The sequence below is a fragment of the Azohydromonas caseinilytica genome, from assembly GCF_012927045.1.
In the GTDB taxonomy this organism is placed as follows: Bacteria; Pseudomonadota; Gammaproteobacteria; order Burkholderiales; family Burkholderiaceae_C; genus Azohydromonas; species Azohydromonas caseinilytica.
Genome location: NZ_JABBFW010000002.1, coordinates 426,228 through 445,923, shown reverse-complemented (window position 1 = coordinate 445,923; position 19,696 = coordinate 426,228). Strand labels below are relative to the sequence as shown.

Below are 19,696 nucleotides of genomic sequence, written 5' to 3'. Positions count from 1 at the left end.
CCGCCATGGCTGCAAAAGCGGCCATGGCGGCTTTCTCTTTTCTTTATGTGCCCTCTTCTGGCTCAGGCCTCGTCAGGCCTTGCACAGCAGGCACACCGCCCGCGCCTCGATCGCCTTCTTCTCGCCCACCGGCCCCAGCTTCTCGGCCGTCTTGGCCTTCACGTTGACGCGCTCCACGTCGATGCCCAGCACCTGCGCGATGCGCTCGCGCATGGTCGGGATGTGCGGCGCGAGCTTCGGTGCCTGGGCCACGATGGTCGAGTCCACGTTGACCAGCTCCCAGCCCTGGGCCCGCACGCGGCGCGCGGCCTCGGCCAGCAGCACGGCGGAATCGGCGCCCTTGAAGGCGGCGTCGGTGTCCGGGAAGTGGCGGCCGATGTCGCCCAGCCCGGCCGCGCCCAGCAGCGCGTCGGTGAGCGCATGCAGCAGCGCGTCCGCGTCCGAATGGCCCAGCAGCCCGTGCGTGTGCGGCACGGTGATGCCGCCCAGCACCAGTGGCCGCCCTTCCACCAGCTGGTGCACGTCCCAGCCCTCGCCGATGCGCAGCGCCGGGATCACCGCGCGCCTCCAGCCGTTGCGACAGCGGCGCCGCGCGCCAGGGAGGAATCGGAAGCGGGAGCCATGGTCTGCAGCAGTCTTTCCGCCAGCCCGAAGTCGGCCGGCCAGGTGAGCTTGAAATTCTCCAGCGCGCCGGGCACCAGCCGCGGGCGCAGGCCCAGCGCCTCGACCGCGCTGGCCTCGTCGGTGACGCCTTCGCCCGTCGCCGCCAGCGCGCGGCGCAGCAGCCCGATGCGGAACATCTGCGGCGTCTGCGCCGCCCATTTCGCCTGCCGGTCGATGGTGGCGGCGACGCGGCCCTGCTCCTCCTGCTTGAGCGTGTCGGCCACCGGCAGCGCCAGCAGCCCGCCCACCTCGTCCGCCTCGCAGGCCTCGATCAGGCTCAGCACCCACTCGGGCCGGATCAGGCAGCGCGCGGCGTCATGCACCAGCACCCAGTCGTCGGGCGCGGCGCCGCGCGCCAGCAGCTCCTCCAGCCCGGCCGCCACGGTGGCGGCGCGGGTGGCGCCGCCGCGGCGGGCGGTCCAGACACGCGCGTCGCCCGCGGCCTGCGGCACGGCGGCGTCGAACAGCTCGTCGTCGGGCGCCAGCACCACCAGCGTGGCGCTGAGGCGCGGCACGCGCGCCAGGGCATCGAGGGTGTGGGCGACCAGCGCCCGGCCGGCCAGGGGAACGTACTGCTTGGGACGGTCGGCACCGGAGCGGCTGCCAGTGCCGGCACAGGGCACGAGCGCATAGCAGCGCGGCGCCGGCCCGTGAGTCAGGGAGGTCATCGGGCCGGATTCTAGAATTTGCCCCCCGCCCGCCCCGGCGTGCCGCTCCTCGGCAGCCTTGGGCCGGCGGCCGTTCTTTGCCCCCGCCCGCTTTCGGGCGCGCCTTCTGCTGCAAGCCCCACACGATGCAACTGCCTGCCATCGCCCCCGGCAAACGATTCACGCTGCCGCGCCCGCCGGGCTCGGCCGACGCGCTGCTGCTGGCGCGCAGCGCCCGCCAGCACGCCAACGCCAAGCGGCTGATGGCCGTCATCACCGCCGACCCCGCCGACGCGCCACGGCTGGCCGATGAGCTGACTTTCTTCGAGCCGGGCCTGCGCGTGGCCGTGTTCCCCGACTGGGAAACGCTGCCCTACGACAGCTTCAGTCCGCACCAGGACCTGATCTCGGAACGCCTGGCCACGCTGTGGCGCATCCTGCAGAAGGATGTGGATGTCGTCCTGCTGCCGGCCACCACCGCGCTGGCCCGGCTGGCGCCGCCCTCGTTCCTGGCCGCCTACACCTTCCACTTCAAGCAGAAGCAGAAGCTCGACGAGGCCTCGCTCAAGGCGCAGCTGACGCTGGCCGGCTACACGCATGTGAGCCAGGTGGTGTCGCCGGGCGAGTACGCGGTGCGCGGCGGCCTGATCGACCTCTTCCCCATGGGCTCGACGGTGCCCTACCGCGTGGACCTGTTCGGCGACGAGGTGGATTCCATCCGCACCTTCGATCCCGACAGCCAGCGCAGCCTGTATCCCGTGCCGGAGGTGCGGCTGCTGCCCGGGCGCGAGTTCCCGATGGACGAGGCCTCGCGCACCGCCTTCCGCGCGCGCTGGCGCGAACGCCTGGAGGGCGATCCCACGCGCTCGCGCATCTACAAGGACATCGCCGCCGGCGTGGCCAGCGCCGGCATCGAGTACTGGCTGCCGCTGTTCTTCGACCAGGTCGCCGACATCTTCGAGTACCTGGGCGAGGCCGCCGCGCTGGTGCTGCACGGCGAGGTGGACGAGGCGCTGCAGCGCTTCTGGACCGACACCCGCGAGCGCCACCGCTTCCTGCAGCACGACCCGGAGCGCCCGCTGCTGCCGCCCGAGGCGCTGTTCCTGCGCGTCGAGGATTTCTATGGGCGCGCCAACGCGCACGCCACGCTGTCGCTGCGCGGCCGTGACGAGGTGGAATGGGCGCGCCCGCTGCCGGACGTCAGCGTGGATCGCGGCGCCACCGAGCCGCTGGCGCGCCTGGAGCAGCACCTGCGCGAGACCGAGGCGCGCGTGCTGCTGGTGGCCGAGAGCGAGGGCCGGCGCGAGAGCCTGCTGGAGCTGCTGCGCGACCACCGCATCGAGGTGCCCAGCGTCGCCACGCTGGCCGAGTTCGAGGCCGGGCCGGAGAAGGTCGCCATCACCGCCGCGCCGCTGGCCGCCGGCTTCTACTGGAGCGATCCGTCCGAGGCGCGGCAGCTGCAGTTCCTCACCGAAACCGAGCTGTTCGCCGCCGCCGGCGGCGGGGCGCGGCGGCGGCGCAAGCAGGAGCAGGTCAGCAACGTCGACACCCTCATCAAGGACCTGTCCGAGCTCAAGATCGGCGACCCGGTAGTGCACATGAGCCACGGCATTGGCCGCTACCAGGGCCTGTTGAACATCGACCTGGGCGACGGCCCCAGCGAGTTCCTGCACCTGGAGTACGCCGACAAGGCCACGCTGTACGTGCCGGTGTCGCAGCTGCAGCTGATCAGCCGCTACACCGGCGTGAGCGCCGACGAGGCCCCGCTGCACAAGCTGGGCTCGGGCCAGTGGGACAAGGCCAAGCGCAAGGCCGCCGAGCAGGTGCGCGACACCGCGGCCGAGCTGCTCAACCTCTACGCCCGCCGCGCCGCGCGCGAGGGTTTCGCGTTCCGCTTCTCGCCGCACGACTACGAGGCCTTCGCCGCCAGCTTCGGCTTCGAGGAGACGCCGGACCAGCGCGCGGCCATCCACGCCGTCATCCAGGACCTGATCAGCCCCAAGCCGATGGACCGGCTGGTGTGCGGCGACGTGGGCTTTGGCAAGACCGAAGTGGCGCTGCGCGCCGCCTTCGTGGCCGTCACCGGCGGCAAGCAGGTGGCGCTGCTGGCGCCCACCACGCTGCTGGCCGAGCAGCATTTCCAGAACATCAGCGACCGCTTTGGCAAGTGGCCGGTGCGCGTGGCCGAGATGAGCCGTTTCAGATCGGCCAAGGAGATCAAGGCCGCCATGGCGGGCCTGGCCGACGGCACCATCGACATCGTCATCGGCACCCACAAGCTGCTCAGCGCCGACGTCAAGTTCAAGCGCCTGGGCCTCTTGATCATCGACGAGGAGCACCGCTTCGGCGTGCGCCACAAGGAAGCGATGAAGGCGATGCGCGCCGAGGTGGACGTGCTCACGCTCACCGCCACGCCGATCCCGCGCACGCTCGGCATGGCGCTGGAAGGCCTGCGCGACCTGTCGGTCATCGCCACCGCGCCGCAGCGGCGCCTGGCCATCAAGACCTTCGTGCGCGGCGAGAACCAGGGCGTGATCCGCGAGGCGGTGCTGCGCGAATTGAAGCGCGGCGGCCAGGTCTACTTCCTGCACAACGAGGTCGAGACCATCGAGGCCCGGCGCGCCAAGCTGGCGGAGCTGCTGCCCGAGGCGCGCATCGCCGTGGCGCACGGCCAGATGCCCGAGCGCGAGCTGGAGCGCGTGATGCGCGACTTCGTGGCCCAGCGCCACAACCTGCTGCTGTGCTCGACCATCATCGAGACCGGCATCGACGTGCCCAGCGCCAACACCATCGTCATCAGCCGCGCCGACAAGTTCGGCCTGGCGCAGCTGCACCAGCTGCGCGGACGCGTCGGCCGCAGCCACCACCAGGCCTACGCCTACCTGCTGGTGCCGGACATGGAAGGCCTGACCAAGCAGGCATCGCAGCGCCTGGAGGCGATCCAGGCCATGGAGGAGCTGGGCTCGGGCTTCTACCTGGCCATGCACGACCTGGAGATCCGCGGCGCCGGCGAGGTGCTGGGCGAGAACCAGAGCGGGAACATGCAGGAGGTTGGCTTCCAGCTCTACAACGACATGCTGTCCGAGGCGGTGAAGGCGCTGAAGAACGGCCGCGAGCCGGACCTGCTCAGCCCCTTCGGCGCCACCACCGAGATCAACCTGCACGCGCCCGCCCTGCTGCCCGACAGCTACTGCGGCGACGTGCACGTGCGCCTGAACCTCTACAAGCGGCTGGCCTGCGCCGAGAAGGCCGAGGAGATCGACACGCTGCTGGAGGAGATCACCGACCGCTTCGGCAAGCTGCCGCCGCAGGGCCAGACCCTGTTCGACACGCACCGCCTGCGCGTGCTCGCCAAGCCCTACGGCGTGCTGAAGATCGACGCGGCCCCGGCGGCGATGGTGATCAGCTTCCGCCCGGACGCGCCCATCGACCCGATGCGCATCATCGAGCTGGTGCAGAAGAACCGGCACATCAAGCTCGCGGGCAACGACAAGCTGCGCATCGAGCGCCAGACGCCCGAGCCGCGCGACCGCGCCCAGTTCATCCGCGACGTGCTGAGGTCACTGGGCGCGCCGGTGAAGGCGACGGCCTGAGGCGGCCCCGATAATCGCGGGTTTTGCCTCGCTGACGCCCGTAGCCATGTCCCTGCCCCTCGCCTTCGCCCCCGGTCTCACCATTCGGGGCTTCACGCCGCCGTTGAACCTGCGCGACTTCGGCCTGATCGCCTTCGACATGGACTCGACGCTGATCAACATCGAGTGCATCGACGAGGTCGCCGACGCCGCCGGGCGCAAGGCCGAGGTGGCGGCCATCACCGAAGCCTCCATGCGCGGCGAGATCACCGACTTCAAGGAAAGCCTGCGCCGCCGCGTCGCCATGCTCCAGGGCGTGCCCGAAGGCTTTCTGCACGAGGTGTTCGAGCGGCGCCTCAAGCCCAATCCGGGCGCCAAGGCGCTCATCGACGCCTGCCGCGCCGCCGGGCTGAAGACGCTGCTGGTCTCCGGCGGCTTCACCTTCTTCGCCGAGCGCGTGTGCGAGCTGCTCGGCATCGATTTCGCCCGCTCCAACGTGCTGGAGATCGTGGACGGCCACCTCACCGGCCGCCTGGTGGACCAGGACTGGGGCGACATCTGCGACGGCGCCGAGAAGCGCCGCATGCTGCTGGCCACCTGCGAGCGGCTGGGTATCGCGCCCTCGCAGGCCATCGCCATGGGCGACGGCGCCAACGACCTGCCCATGATGGACGCCGCCGGCCTGTCCGTGGCCTACCACGCCAAGCCCAAGGTGCGCGAGCAGGCCATGGTGTCCATCGAGGAAGGCGGCCTGGACCGGCTGCTGGAGCTGGTGCGGCCCTGAGGCCGTGCCGGCGCGCGGCACGCCCCGTGGCCCGGTGAGCGGCGGGGCGTGACAGGCTTCACGCCCCGCGCTGCTGCATGCTCGGAAGTCGAAGCCAACGTGCTTTTGGTGCCCTGGCCCGTCGCGCCGCATCGCTAGGATGCAGCGCCCTCATCCCCCCCTCACTCCGCTCCTCACCCACCCGGCCGCCCTGCCCTCGATGTCGACCGCTGTACCTCCGGCCGCCCCCGAGCGCGCGCCGTTCCTGACCGAGCCGCGGCGCGAAGCGCTGGTGCTGGCCTTTGGCGCCTTCCTGATCCTGGTGCTCACCGCGGCGGCCGTGCTCATGCTCTGGCGCAGCCGCGAGGACAGCCTCGCCACCTGGCGGCTGTACATGAAGAACTTCTCGGCCACCGCGGCCGAGCATGCGGCGCTGACCATGCGCACCGGCGACTACGTGCTGGGCCGCATCGTGGACCATGTGCATTCCCTGGGCGTGGACAGCGAGGCGGCGCTGCGCCAGACGGCGCGCACGCGCTCGATGCACGAGTTCCTGAGCGAGCGCACCGACGAGCTGCCGCTGCTGGAGATGACCACCATCGTGGCGCTGGACGGCGAGGTACTTAATTTCAGCTCCAGCTTCCCGGCGCCGGCCATGAACCTGGCCGACCGCGACTTCCACCAGGCCCACCTGGCGGACCCGGCGCTCACCTTCTACATCTCCGCCCCGGTGCGCAACCGCGCCACCGGGCGCTGGACCTTCTACCTGGCGCGCAAGATCCGTGCGCCCTCGGGGCAGACCATCGGCGTGGCGCTGGCGGGCATCCAGTCCGGTTACTTCGAGCGCTTCTACCGCTCGATCAATCTCAGCGACAGCGAGACCGCCATGCTGCTGCTGCGCAACGACGGCACGCTGCTGGCGCGCTATCCGCTGCGCCCGGATGCACTGGGCATGTCCTACCGCGACGCGCCTGCCATGCGCGCCCTGGCGGCGGCGCAGGCCCAGGGCCGCAACGAGGCCATCGTCACCACCGAGGCGCCGCGCATCTCCGACCCCACCGACACGCAGCGGCGCATCGCCGCGTCGCACGCGGTGGACGGCGCCCCGCTGGTGGTCAGCGTCACGGCCCGGGAGAGCCTGATGCTGGGCCACTGGCAGCAGACGGCGTGGCTGTGCGGCATCGGCGTGCTGCTGCTCGATGTCGCGATCGCGGCGCTGACGCTGTACATCCACAGCCTGCTGCGCCGGCGCCGCACGGCGCTGCTGCAGCTCGACGCCGCGCGCGCCGCGGCCGAGGCCGCCGGCGGCGTGAAGTCCCGCTTCCTGGCCAACCTCAGCCAGGAGGTGCGCACCCCGCTGCAGGGCCTGCTGGGCATGGCGCGGCGGCTCCTGGAGTCGCCGCTGCAGCCGGGGCAGCGCCAGCAGGTGCAGATCATCGAGCGCTCGGGGCGGCAGCTGCTGGGCGTGATCGACGAGGTGCTGGACTTCTCCAACGTCGCGGCCGGGCAGCTGGAGCTGGAGCCGGTGAACGTGGACCTGGGGCGCCTGGCGCGGGACTGCGTGGCGCTGTTCGAGCCGCAGGCTCACTTCAAGGGCCTGGCGCTGCGCCTGGAACTCGACGCCAATACGCAGGACGCACAGGTACGCAGCGACCCGCTGCGGCTGAGCCAGGTGCTCAACCACCTGCTGTCCAACGCGGTCAAGTACACGCCCGCGGGCAGCGTGACGCTGCGCGTGGCGCGCATCTCCTCGCAGCGCTGGCTCTTCAGCGTGCGCGACACCGGCATCGGGCTGACGGCGCAGCAGCGCGAGCACCTGTTCGAGCCCTTCACCGGCGAGGCCGGGCCGCGACGCCACGGCAGCGCGGGGCTGGGCCTGGCCACGGTGCAGCGCGTGGTGCAGCTGCTGGGCGGCACGCTGGACGCGCGCGGCACGCCGGGCCAGGGCTCCGAGTTCTGGTGTGAGCTGCCTCTGCCGCCGGCGGAGCCGGAAGGGCCGACGGCTAAGCCTTCGGTCGCCTCGACCTGAAGCCTCAGCGGGCCGCGGCCTGCAGGGCCAGCACCGCCACCAGCGCCACCGTCAGGCCCAGCGCCAGCGTCTTCCAGAACAGCACCGGATGCCGCTCGATCAGCGGCACATGGCGCCGGACCAGGAATTCCGGCCGGGGATGGTGCAGGTCGTGCATGAATTCCGACACGTCGCCCTGGCGCCCCGCCGGGTCCGGCTGAACGGCCATTTGGATCGCCTCGTCAATCCAGCGCGGAATATCCCGCCGCACCTCCAGCAGGCTCGCGTAGCGCAGCTTCCGCTGCGCCGTGCGGCTGCGGGTCTTGGGTGGCTCCAGGCCATAAGGGAGTTTGCCGCCGAGCATTTGATAGCTCAGTACGCCCAGCGCGAACAAATCCGAACGCGGCGTGCCCTCCTCGCCCAGGAAATACTCCGGTGCCGCATATTGCGCCGTGCCCGGAATGCCCTCATTGCGGCCCGGCGCCATGGCTTCCGCAATGCCGGCCACCCGCGTCGAGCCGAAATCGATGATCTTCACCGTGCCTGTGGCGTCGATCAAGATATTTTCAGGGCGCAGATCCTGGTGCAGCATTTCCAGCCGGTGAAAGGCACGCAGTCCCCTGGCAATTTGCGCCACGATGCCACGCACGGCATCCAGGCTTGGCCGGGGATGGTCGATCATCCACTGCGCCAGCGTGCGGCCTTCCACATATTCCATGGCGACATAGAGATGCCGCCGGAGCCGGGCGGTGCCACAGGGTTTGAGCACATGGGCACTGGCCAGGCGCCGGGCGATCCATTCCTCCATCAGGAAGCGCTCCAGGCAGGCGGGATCGCCCTGCACGTCGATGGCGGGGGTTTTCAACGCCACCGCTTCCCGGGTTTCCTCATTCACCGCCAGGTAAATGTGGCTGCGGCTGCTGGCGTGGATTTCACGGACGATGCGGTAGCCGTCCAGCACCATTCTCGGTTCCAGGATGGGCGGCGGCGGCAATTCCGCCACCTGCTGGCGGATATCGCCGGCCTGCGCATCGGGCACGGATTCGACCCGCAACAGCTGCACCGTGAGATTATCCGGGCTGCCGCGCTGGAAAGCCTCCTCGCCAATGTGCCGGGCCGCCTGGTGCAGATCGTCAGCATGCGCCGCCACGGCGGCCAAGATGAAATTCTCGCCGACATGCTCGTGCACCCCGTCCGTGGTGAGCAGGAAGATATCGCCGGGTGCCACGGCCAGTGCCCGGTAATCGACTTCCAAATGGCCGGCAATGCCCAGGGCCCGGCCGAGATAACTCTCCTGCGAGGAAATACGCACGCGGTGCTCCTGGGTCAGGGGCTCCAGAGCCTGGGCATGGACCCGGCAAATTCGGCCATCGCCCACATGAAAAAGATGCGCCGTGCCGGATTTGAGCACCAGGGCGCTCAGCGTACAGACATGGCCGCGGTCCTTGTCATGGCGGCCCAATCCCTGCTGGGTTTGCGCGTACAGCCAGGCATTGGTGGCGGCCAGCACGCGCTCCACCGAGTTTTTCACCGACCAGGCGTCCGAGGTGCAGTAATAGTCCTCCAGCAGGCTGCGCACCGCCGTCTGGCTGGCGATATGGCTGAACTCGCTGCTGCTGATGCCGTCGGCAATGGCCAGCACGATGCCCTTGGCACTCAATGCCGGTTCCGCGGGCAGGCAGGCACCATGGAAATCCTGCTGGGTGGGCTTGCGGCCCGGGCTCGAATACTGGCCGATGGCCACCTGAAGTCGTGCGGGCATAAAAAGAGCCTCAACCCGGCTCGGGTTGAGGCTTGAAGCGTGGGGTGCGGACTATTTGTTGTGATGAAATTCAGGCCAGCTTGCGCTTCGGGCCGGTCTTGATATGGGTGGCGTACAGCGTCAGGCCGGTAAAGGCCAGGCCGCCGACCAGGTTGCCCAGCACGGTGGGAATCTCGTTCCAGATCAGATAATCCATCAGCGAGAAATGGCCGCCCATGAGCAGGCCGGAGGGGAACAGGAACATGTTCACCACTGAATGCTCGAAAGCCATGCCGAAGAACAGCATGATGGGCATCCACATCGCGATGACCTTGCCGCCCACGGTGGTGGAAATCATGGCCCCGACCACGCCGGTGGACACCATCCAGTTGCACAGCATGCCGCGCACGAACAGCGTCAGCATGCCGGCCGCGCCATATTGGGCATAACCCAGCGTGCGCGATTCGCCGATCACGCCGATGGCATGGCCCACCTTGCTGGGCTCGGTCTGGAAACCGTTGGTGAAGACGATGGACATCAGCACCGCCACGGTCAGCGCGCCCAGGAAATTGCCCAGGAACACGATGCCCCAATTCTTCAGCACGGCCTTGAGCGTGACACCCGGACGTTTGTCGATCAACGCCAACGGCGTGAGCACGAACACGCCGGTGAGCAGGTCGAAACCCAGCAGGTACAGCATACAGAAACCCACCGGGAACAGGATGGCGCCAAAAATCGGCGAACCGGTCTGCACGGACACCGTCACGGCAAATACCGCGGCCAGTGCCAGGATCGCGCCGGCCATGTAGGCGCGAATGAGCGCATCCCGGGTCGCCATGTGAATCTTGGATTCACCGGCATCGACCATCTTGGTCACGAACTCCGAAGGGACAAGATAAGCCACGTTATTTCCTTGGAATATTTAGAATATTCAAGCGACCAGCCTCACACGCCGACACAGACCATTTGATGGTCGATGCGCACCGGATAGGCTCGCACCGAGTTTTCGGGCGCTTCCAGGCATTCACCGCTCTGCAGGTCGAAATGGTGCTTGTAGATGGGCGAGGCCACGACGATGCGCGCGCCCAGGTTGCCCACCAGCCCGCGCGAGAGCACGCTGGCCTGGGCATTGGGGTCGTAGTTGTCGATGGCGTAGAGGCGCTGCACGTCGTCCTCAATGCGGAATACCGCCACGTGCCGCTCCTGCACCAGGGCGCAGACGCCGGTATTGGGCAGGATGTCCTCGACGGCACACACGGGGGTCCAGGTCTTTTCCATGTCCTGAGTCCTCAATTTGAAATTCCGGATGTCAAACGGTCTGGGCGGCCTGGTCGGCTTCCTCGGCACCATTCAGCCGGGCCTGCCGTTCCTGCGGCGTGGCCGGGCGAATCTGCCCGCGCTCCTGGACGAAAATCACGTGGCGGTCGCCCTGCTCGCTGTTGACGAAGGGACGGAAGCGCTTGCGGGTTTCAGGGTTGGTGACCGCGGCCTTCCATTCGCACTCGTAGGTATCGACCACATGCTGCATGTCGGCCTCCAATTCGGCGGCCAGGCCCAGCTTGTCGTGAATGACAACCTGCTTGAGATATTCCAGTCCGCCTTCGAGGTTGTCGCGCCACACGCTGGTGCGCTGCAGCCGGTCGGCGGTGCGCACGTAGAACATCAGGAAGCGGTCGATATAGCGGATCAGATCCTGCTTCGACAGATCCGAGGCCAGCAATTCGGCATGGCGGGGTTTCATGCCGCCGTTGCCGCACACATACAAATTCCAACCCTTGTCGGTGGCGATCACGCCCACGTCCTTGCCCTGGGCCTCGGCGCATTCCCGGGTGCAGCCGGAAACGCCGAACTTGATCTTGTGCGGCGCGCGCAGGCCCTTGTAGCGATTTTCCAATTCGACGGCCAGTCCCACGCTGTCGTCCACGCCATAGCGGCACCAGGTCGAGCCCACGCAGGATTTGACCGTGCGCAGCGACTTGCCGTAGGCATGGCCGGACTCGAAACCGGCGGCAATGAGCTCTTCCCAGATCAGAGGCAATTGCTCGACACGGGCGCCGAACAAGTCCACGCGCTGGCCGCCGGTGATCTTGGTGTAGAGGCCGTATTTCTTGGCCACCTGGCCCACGGCAATCAATCCTTCCGGCGTCACCTCGCCGCCGGCCATGCGCGGCACGACAGAATAGGTACCGTCCTTCTGGATGTTGCCCAGGAAATAGTCGTTGGAATCCTGCAGGCTGGCGTGGCTCTTGTTCAAGACGAAATGGTTCCACACCGAGGCAAATATATTGGCCGCCACCGGCTTGCAGATGTCACAGCCCAGGCCCTGGCCATGCTTGTCCAGCAGCTCGTCGAAGGTCTTGATTTTCTCGACCTTGATGAGGTGGAACAGTTCCTGGCGCGAAAAGGCAAAATGCTCGCACAGGTGATTGTTGACCGCCACGCCGAGTTTCTTCATCTCGGACTTCATCACCTGGGTCACCAGCGGCACGCAGCCGCCGCAGGTCATGCCGGCCTTGGTGCAGGCCTTCAATTCACCGATGGTATTGATACCGCCGGCCACCGCCTGGCACAACTGGGCCTTGGACACGTTGTTGCAAGAGCAGATCTGCGCCGAATCCGGCAGCGCATCCGCGCCCAGCCCGGGTTTCGCCTGCCCCTCCGAGGACGGAAGGATCAGGAATTCCGGCGCCTCGGGCAATTCGAGGCGATTCAGCATCATCTGCAGCAGCGTGCCGTATTCGGCGGCATCTCCCACCAGCACGGCACCCAGCAGCTGCTTGCCGTCATTCGAAACGACGATTTTCTTGTAAACCTGCTTGCGCTCATCGGCAAACTGGTAGGCGCGGCTGCCTGGGGTGGTACCCAGGGCATCGCCGATACTGGCCACGTCCACGCCCATGAGTTTCAGCTTGGTGCTCATGTCGGCACCTCGAAATTCAGCCTCCTCGCCGGCCAGCTGCTTCGCCACCACGCGCGCCATGTCGTAGCCCGGGGCCACCAGGCCGAACACCTGGCCGTTCCAGGCCGCGCATTCGCCGATGGCGTAAACATCCGGGTCGCTGGTGCGGCACTGGTTGTCGATGACGATACCCCCGCGCTGGCCGATATTCAACCCGCATTGGCGCCCCATGTCGTCGCGCGGCCGGATGCCGGCGGAAAACACGATCATGTCGGTTTCCAGGTGCGTGCCGTCGGAAAATACCATGCGGTGGCGCGCATTCTGGCCGTCGGTGATTTCAACGGTGTTCTTCTGGGTATGCACCTGCACGCCCAGAGCCTCGATCTTGCTGCGCAGGGTACGGCCGCCGGCATCGTCCACCTGCACCGCCATCAGGCGCGGCGCGAATTCGACCACATGGGTCTGCAATTTCATGTCGCGCAGCGCCTTGGCGCATTCCAGGCCCAGCAGGCCACCGCCCACCACCACGCCGCTTTGCGAGCGCGTGCCGCATTCGAGCATCGCCTCCAGATCCTCGATGGTCCGGTACACGAAGCAATCGGGACGCTCCTTGCCGGGAATGGGCGGCACGAAGGGATAGGAACCGGTGGCGATGACGAGTTTGTCGTAGGGCAGCACATCGCCGCCGGCAACCGTCACGGTCTTGCTGTCACGGTCAATGGCCGTGGCGCGGGCGTTGAGTTTCAGCAGCAGGTTGTCGCGATCGAAGAAACCCGGCGGCACCAGCGACAAATCCTCCGCGGCCTTGCCGGCGAAGAATTCCGACAAATGCACGCGGTCGTAGGCGGGTCGCGGCTCCTCGCACAACACGGTGACCTCGGCGTGGTGAATGCCGGCCTCCACCAGGCTTTCCAGGAATTTCTGTCCCACCATGCCGTGGCCGATAACGAGGATTTTCATGGGTTTCTCGATGCGTGGGTGATGAACAACGCCAGCCGAACTGGTGCGCGAAGAGGGCTCCGAACCCGGCCGCTGTCAAAAGCCCATGCGGCGGCGCAACCGGCCCATCGGACGGTTATCAATGCAGTGCGGGTTCGGGAATGGGCAATGCCCTTTGTCGTCGTGACGCGGGCGGGCGCACGTCGTTGTGGCCCGGGAGGTTGACCGGCAGAAACTGCGGCGCCTCGATGCATTGCGATGGAAGTGCCTGGGCTTTCGCAATAGCCGTGCCAACCAATTCCACCGTGCACACCGGCCACCGCGGGCCATTTCGCTGCACCAAGCCGGCCCTGGCGCACCAAGGCGACGCATGAGGGCACCACGCCGCACAGGCCGTGGGCACCGGCATGGCGCCCGCGCGAGAGCCGGCGAGGCTCAGCGGCATCAGGGACGCCAGTGGCGCGGCGGCAACGATGGAAAGCCGTGGCGCCGGCATGCGGGCGGAAGCCCTTGGCCCATACCCGAGCCCGCAATTCGTGAAATACCTGACACCTTGGTTCTCAAATCCGGCGTCAACATGCCGCTAAACCATGAATTGATGGCGCAAACGGCACCTCGCGTGCCTGCCCTGCGACCACCCGGCACAGGGTTTCAAGCGCTGCGAGTCGATGCTCCCCATGAATCAAAAACCCACGCCCACCCTTTTCCAGAAACTGAAGTTGCCCAAGCGCGTCTGGGTTCTTGCGGCGCTGTACTGGCTGGCCAGCCTGGGCCACTCGGCGCACAACGCGGAATTTCTGGTTTTCTATCCCAACCTGCCGCAGGAAATCACGCGGGAAACGGTCTATCTGGGCTGGGCGCTCATGACGGCCATCGGCCTCGTGGCCGGGGCCTTCTCGGTACTGGGACTGGGCGTGCTGGCGGGACTGTGCCTGGGCTTCTACGGCGCGCTGGGCACCGGCGTGCTGGCGTACTACGCCCAGGCGCACTGGTCGGAATACACCCTGGGCGCCAACATGACGATCTGGGCCCAGGCGCTGCTGGGCGCGGCGGTGGCCACCGCCGCGCTGACCGTCGCCATCCGGGCGGTCGTGCGCGGGCCCCGGCGGCACCGCTCCCTGGCGGCGCGGCAGCACTCCAGCCGCTGAGCGGGTCAGGGCTCACAGCCCCCCGCGCCGCCGTGAGCGGCCTGCAACCGTGGCGGCCGACCGGGCGCCTCAGCCGCGCACGGCCATGGGCTCGCCCAGCTTGATGAGGTGCAGCGGCTTCCACAGCGGGTTCCACTTCAGCCCGCGCTGCGGGAACAGCATCACCACCGTGGAGCCGAGCAGGAAGCGGCCCATCTCCTGCCCCTGCTTGAGCTCGATGGGCGCGCCGTCGCGGTAATTCCACTCGCGCACCCGGCCCGGACGCGGCGGGTTGACCACGCCGTGCCACACCGTGGCCATGCTGCCCACGATGGTGGCGCCCACCAGCACCAGCACCCACGGACCGTGCGCGCCATCGAAGACGCACACCACGCGCTCGTTGCGCGCGAACAGCCCCGGCACGCCGCGCGCGGTGACGGGGTTCACCGAGAACAGCTCACCCGGCACGTGCACCATGCGCACCAGGCGCCCGTCGCAGGGCATGTGGATGCGGTGATAGTCCTTGGGGCTGAGGTACAGGGTCGCGAAGCTGCCGCCCTCGAAGGTCCGCGCCAGCGCCTCGTCGCCGCCCAGCAGTGCCGTGGCGCTGTAGTCGTGGCCCTTGGCCTGAAAGATCCGGCCGCGCTCGATGGCGCCGAACTGGCTCACCGCGCCGTCCACCGGGCAGATCAGGTCCGCCACCGCCAGCGGCCGCGCGCCGGGCTTCAGCGCCCGGGTGAAGAACTCGTTGAAGCTGCGGTAGCTGGCGATGTCAGGGTTCACCGCCTCCGACATGTCCACCCCGTAGCGGCGCACGAACCAGCGGATGATCCGCGTCGTGGCCGCCCCACCCTCCCAGGAGGCCACCCGCCCCGCGAACACGGTCATCGCCTGCTTGGGCAGGAGGTACTGGATGAGGACGGAGAGGCGGTCGATCAAGGCGGTGTTCCGAGGAAGTCAGGGCAAACCGGAAAGTGTAGCGAGGGGTTTCTCACACACCGGGCTACGGAAGCTTCCGGTGCATCACGGAGCAGAAGCGCCGCGCTCCCTACTCCGTCATTCCCGCGCAGGCGGGAATGACGAAGCAGGGGGCGTGCCGCAACAGCTGCCGGGCTACCGCAGCCCTGCCTGCATGCAGCCCGCCAAGCTCAACTGGAAAGCTGCGCCCACGCCTTGTCCAGCCGCTTCACGCTCACCGGCTGCGGCGTGCGCAGCTCCTGGGCGAAGAAGCTCACGCGCAGCTCTTCCAGCAGCCAGCGGTACTCGTCCAGCCGCGCGTCGTGCTGGCCTTTCAGCTCGGCCAGCCGGCGCAGGAAACGCTGCTCCAGTGGGCGCAGCTCGGCCAGCCGCTGGGCGTCGCGCGCGGGGTCGGCGCGCCACTTGTCCAGCCGCATCACGATCGCCTTGAGGTAGCGCGGCAGGTGCTGCAGCGCGTTCCAGGGCGTCTGCACGATGAAGCGCTTGGGCACCAGCCGCTGCAGCTGGGCCTGGATGTCGTCCGCCGCCTCCTTGGGCAGGTTGCGCGTGTCCTTGAGCTTGCGCGCCGCGGCGGCGTACTCGGCCAGCACCGCGCCGGCCTGGCGCGCCACTTCCTGGGCAATGAGGTTGAGGCGGCTGCGGCCCTCGTCGATGCGGCGCTTGAAGCCGAACTCGTCGGTGGGCAGCGGCTCGCCCAGGAAGGCGCGGTCCAGCGCCACGTCGATGATCTGCTCGCGCAGCTCCTCCTGCGTGCCCAGCGGCATGAAGTAGACCGCCATCTTCTGCAGGTCCGGGATGTTCTTCTCCAGGTACTTCAGAGGCTCCTTGATCTGCAGCGCCACCAGCCGACGCAGGCCGGCCCGGTGCCTGGAGGCTGCCACGTCGGGCTCGTCGAAAACCTCGATCTCGACGTGCGTGCCCTTGTCGATCAGCGCCGGGAATCCCACCAGCGTCTGGCCGCCCTTCTTCAGCTCCATCAGCTCGGGCAGCTCGCCGAAGGTCCAGGCGGTGTACCGGGCGGCTTCGGCGGGCGCCGCTTCCGGCGCCGGGGCCTTGGCCGCCGCACGCTCGACCCGTGCGCCGCCGCCCGCAGGCGCGGACGCGGGTGCAGGCGCCGCCGCGGGCGCGGCCGGGGCCGCCTTCACCTTCAGCGCCGCCAGGGCCTGGAAGGCCGAGCGCGCCTGCCCGCCCAGCTCGGCCTTGAGCGTGGGCAGGTGCCGGCCCATGCCGAGCTGGCGGCCGTGCTCGTCCACGACCTTGAAATTCATGAACAGGTGCGGGCTGAGCATGTCGAGCTTGAAGTCATTGCGCTGCACCGCCAGCTGGGTGCGCTCGCGCACGAATTTCAAGAGCGTGTCGGTCAGGCCGCCCTCGCCGAAGGGCGTGAGCTCCACGAACTCCGCTGCCGTTTCCGGCAGCGGCACCAGCCGTGCGCGCGGGCGCTGCGGCAGGCTCTTGAGCAGCGCCTGCACCTTGGCCGCCAGCATGCCGGGCACCAGCCATTCGCAGCGCTCCTCGCTGACCTGGTTGAGGGCGTAGATGGGCACCGTCACCGTCACGCCGTCGCGCGCGTCGCCGGGCTCGTGCAGGTAGGCGGCGCCGCAGTCGATGCCGCCCAGGCGGATCGTCTTCGGGAAGGCCTCGCTGGTGACGCCGGCGGCCTCGTGCCGCATCAGCTCTTCCTTGCTGATCTGCAGCAGCTTCGGGTCGGCCTTGGACGCATGGCGGAACCAGCGTTCGAAAGTGGCGCCGCTGTACACGTCGCCGGGAATGTGGCGGTCGTAGAAGGCGAAGATCAGCTCGTCGTCCACCAGCACGTCCTGGCGCCGCGACTTGTGCTCCAGCTCCTGCACCTGGCGCACCATCTTCTGGTTGTGGGCCAGGAAGGGCAGCCGGGTGTCCCACTCGCCCTCGACCAGCGCCTGGCGGATGAAGATCTCGCGCGCGCCCACCGGGTCCAGCTTGGCGTAGCTCACGCGCCGGTTGTTGTAGACCACGATGCCGTAGAGCGTGGCGCGCTCCAGGGCGATGACCTCGGCGGCCTTCTTCTCCCAGTGCGGCTCCAGCAGCTGCGTCTTGAGCAGGTGGCCGGCGATGCCCGGAATCCACTGCGGCTCGATGGCGGCGATGCCGCGGCCGAACAGCCGCGTGGTCTCCACCAGCTCCGCCGCCACGATCCAGCGCCCGGGCTTCTTGCTCAGGTGCGCGCCGGGATGGCGCCAGAACTTGATGCCGCGCGCGCCCAGGTACCAGTCGTCCTCGTCGCTCTTGAGGCCGATGTTGCCCAGCAGGCCCGAGAGCATGGACAGGTGCACCTGGTCGTAGGTGGCGGGCGTGTCGTTGAGCCGCCAGCCGTGCTCGGCCACCACGGTGTGCAGTTGCGAGTGGATGTCGCGCCACTCGCGCACCCGGCGCGGGCTGATGAAGTTTTCCCGCAGCAGCGCCTCGTGCTTGCGCGCCGAGAGCCGGTGCGCCTGGCCGTCGCCGCCGCGGGATTCGCCCAGCCACTTCCACAGCTTCAGGTAGCCGTTGAACTCGGACCTCTCGTCGTCGAAGGGCTTGTGCCTCTGGTCGGCGGCCTGCTGCTGCTCCAGCGGGCGGTCGCGCACGTCCTGCACGCTCAGGGCGCTGGCGATGACCAGCACCTCGGTGAGCGCATGGCGCTGGCGGGCCTCGATGATCACGCGGCCGATGCGCGGGTCCAGCGGCAGCTTGGACAGCTCGCCACCGACGGGCGTGAGCTCGTTGCGCTCGTCCACCGCGCCCAGCTCGGCCAGCAGCGCGTAGCCGTCGGCGATGGCCTTGCGCGGCGGCGGCTCCAGGAACGGGAAATCCTCGACCGTGCCCAGGTGCAGGCTCTTCATGCGCAGGATCACGCCGGCCAGCGAGCTGCGCAGGATCTCCGGGTCGGTGAAGCGGGTGCGGCCGGCGAAATCGGTCTCGTCGTAGAGGCGAATGCACACGCCGTTGGAGACGCGGCCGCAGCGGCCGGCACGCTGGTTGGCGGCGGCCTGGCTCACCGGCTCGATCTGCAGCTGCTCGACCTTGTTGCGGTAGCTGTAGCGCTTCACGCGCGCCAGGCCCGAGTCCACCACGTAGCGGATGCCGGGCACGGTCAGCGAGGTCTCGGCCACGTTGGTGGCCAGCACGATGCGCGGGCGCGCGCCGGTTTCAAACACGCGGTCCTGCTCCTGCTGCGACAGCCGCGCGAACAGCGGCAGGATTTCCACGCCCGGCGGGTGGTGGCCGCGCAGGTGCTCGGCCGCCTCGCGGATCTCGCGCTCGCCGGGCAGGAACACCAGCACGTCGCCCGGGCCCTCGCGCCAGAGCTCGTCGATGGCGTCGGCGATGGCGTCGTTGAGGTCGAAGTCCTTGCCTTCCTCGAAGGGGCGCCAGCGCTGCTCCACCGGGTACAGGCGGCCCGAGACGTGGATCACCGGCGCCGGGCCCTTGGCGGACTCGAAGTGCCTGGCAAAGCGCTCGGCGTCGATGGTGGCCGAGGTGACGATGACCTTGAGGTCGGGCCGCCGCGGCAGCAGCTGGCGCAGGTAGCCCAGCAGGAAGTCGATGTTGAGGCTGCGCTCGTGGGCCTCGTCGATGATCAGCGTGTCGTAGGCGCGCAGGTCCGGGTCGCCCTGGGTCTCGGCCAGCAGGATGCCGTCGGTCATGAGCTTGACCGAGGCGCCGGGCTGCAGCCGGTCCTGGAAGCGCACCTTGTAGCCCACCACCTCGCCCAGCGGCGAGTTCAGCTCCTGCGCGATGCGCTTGGCCACGCTGGAGGCCGCGATGCGCCGCGGCTGGGTGTGGCCGATCAGGCGCCCGCCGTTGCCGCGCCCGCGGCCCAGGGCCAGCGCGATCTTGGGCAGCTGCGTGGTCTTGCCCGAGCCGGTCTCGCCGCTGACGATGACCACCTGGTGCTCGCGCAGGGCGCGCGCGATCTCGTCGCGCCGGGCACTGACGGGCAGGCTCTCCGGGAAGGTGATGGGCGGGATCGGCGTGGCCGGGCGCGCGGCGGACGGCTCGCGCGGCGGGCGCGGCGCGGCGTCGGGGCGGCGCTGCGCGGCAGCGGGCCGGGGCTGGCCCGGCACGGCGGCGTTGGGGCGGCGCGGGCCGTCGGGCTTCGTCCCGGCGCTGGGCGCGGCCGGGGCCTTGGCCTGCGGATTCACGCTCGTATTCAAATTCGGCTGCGCCGGCGCGCCGGGTGCGGCAGGTTTCTTGGCCGGGCGGTTCTGGGCCGGTGCGGCGGAGGGGCGGGTATCGGAAATGGGGGGCATCGCGGGGCGGGATTATCCGCAGCCCCCTGACGGCAACCCGGCCATGCCGGGTAAAGCCCTGGCCGCTGAAGATGCGCGCGGGGCA

12 protein-coding genes are annotated in these 19,696 nt (G+C 68.8%); 4 read left to right on the top strand and 8 right to left on the bottom strand.

From position 1 onward, the window contains the following. Positions 1-72: 72 nt before the first annotated feature. Positions 73-558, bottom strand: a complete 486-nt coding sequence (gene ispF, locus HHL10_RS05065; protein WP_310734527.1) for a 2-C-methyl-D-erythritol 2,4-cyclodiphosphate synthase — start codon at positions 556-558, stop codon at positions 73-75. Then, on the bottom strand, positions 555-1,331 hold the full coding sequence (gene ispD / locus HHL10_RS05060) for a 2-C-methyl-D-erythritol 4-phosphate cytidylyltransferase (protein ID WP_169159236.1): 777 nt from the start codon (positions 1,329-1,331) through the stop codon (positions 555-557). The genes ispF and ispD overlap by 4 nt, the downstream gene beginning before the upstream one ends. A 125-nt stretch (positions 1,332-1,456) precedes the next feature. On the opposite strand from ispD, the gene mfd reads away from it, so the two are divergent. From mfd to HHL10_RS05045, 3 genes are all read left to right on the top strand, one after another. After that, on the top strand, positions 1,457-4,903 hold the full coding sequence (gene mfd, locus HHL10_RS05055) for a transcription-repair coupling factor (RefSeq protein ID WP_169159235.1): 3,447 nt from the start codon (positions 1,457-1,459) through the stop codon (positions 4,901-4,903). Positions 4,904-4,949: 46 nt separating this feature from the next. Further along, entirely contained in the window at positions 4,950-5,666 is a 717-nt protein-coding gene (gene serB / locus HHL10_RS05050) for a phosphoserine phosphatase SerB (protein WP_169159234.1), read from the top strand. A gap of 199 nt (positions 5,667-5,865) precedes the next feature. After that, a complete protein-coding gene (locus HHL10_RS05045; RefSeq protein ID WP_169159233.1) occupies positions 5,866-7,674 on the top strand; it encodes a sensor histidine kinase in 1,809 nt (602 codons plus the stop codon). A 4-nt stretch (positions 7,675-7,678) separates the two neighbouring features. Here HHL10_RS05045 and HHL10_RS05040 read toward each other — a convergent pair whose 3' ends face one another. From HHL10_RS05040 to nirB, 4 genes are all read right to left on the bottom strand, one after another. Further along, on the bottom strand, positions 7,679-9,415 hold the full coding sequence (locus tag HHL10_RS05040; protein ID WP_169159232.1) for a bifunctional protein-serine/threonine kinase/phosphatase: 1,737 nt from the start codon (positions 9,413-9,415) through the stop codon (positions 7,679-7,681). Positions 9,416-9,485: 70 nt separating this feature from the next. Further along, positions 9,486-10,298, bottom strand: a complete 813-nt coding sequence (locus HHL10_RS05035) for a formate/nitrite transporter family protein (protein ID WP_169159231.1) — start codon at positions 10,296-10,298, stop codon at positions 9,486-9,488. A gap of 41 nt (positions 10,299-10,339) precedes the next feature. Continuing rightward, entirely contained in the window at positions 10,340-10,672 is a 333-nt protein-coding gene (nirD, locus tag HHL10_RS05030) for a nitrite reductase small subunit NirD (RefSeq protein WP_169159230.1), read from the bottom strand. A gap of 31 nt (positions 10,673-10,703) precedes the next feature. Further along, entirely contained in the window at positions 10,704-13,253 is a 2,550-nt protein-coding gene (nirB, locus tag HHL10_RS05025) for a nitrite reductase large subunit NirB (RefSeq protein WP_169159229.1), read from the bottom strand. A 656-nt stretch (positions 13,254-13,909) separates the two neighbouring features. On the opposite strand from nirB, the gene HHL10_RS05020 reads away from it, so the two are divergent. Beyond that, positions 13,910-14,380 (top strand): hypothetical protein, encoded by a 471-nt coding sequence (locus tag HHL10_RS05020; RefSeq protein WP_169159228.1) that lies wholly within the window; start codon positions 13,910-13,912, stop codon positions 14,378-14,380. A 69-nt stretch (positions 14,381-14,449) separates the two neighbouring features. Here HHL10_RS05020 and asd read toward each other — a convergent pair whose 3' ends face one another. Next, the gene (gene asd / locus HHL10_RS05015; protein ID WP_169159227.1) at positions 14,450-15,298 is read right to left on the bottom strand and encodes an archaetidylserine decarboxylase; all 849 of its coding nucleotides are present in this window, start codon (positions 15,296-15,298) and stop codon (positions 14,450-14,452) included. Between the two features lie 209 nt (positions 15,299-15,507). Continuing rightward, positions 15,508-19,611: an ATP-dependent RNA helicase HrpA gene (hrpA, locus tag HHL10_RS05010; RefSeq protein WP_169159226.1), complete on the bottom strand. Its 4,104-nt coding sequence runs from the start codon at positions 19,609-19,611 to the stop codon at positions 15,508-15,510. Positions 19,612-19,696: the final 85 nt, after the last annotated feature.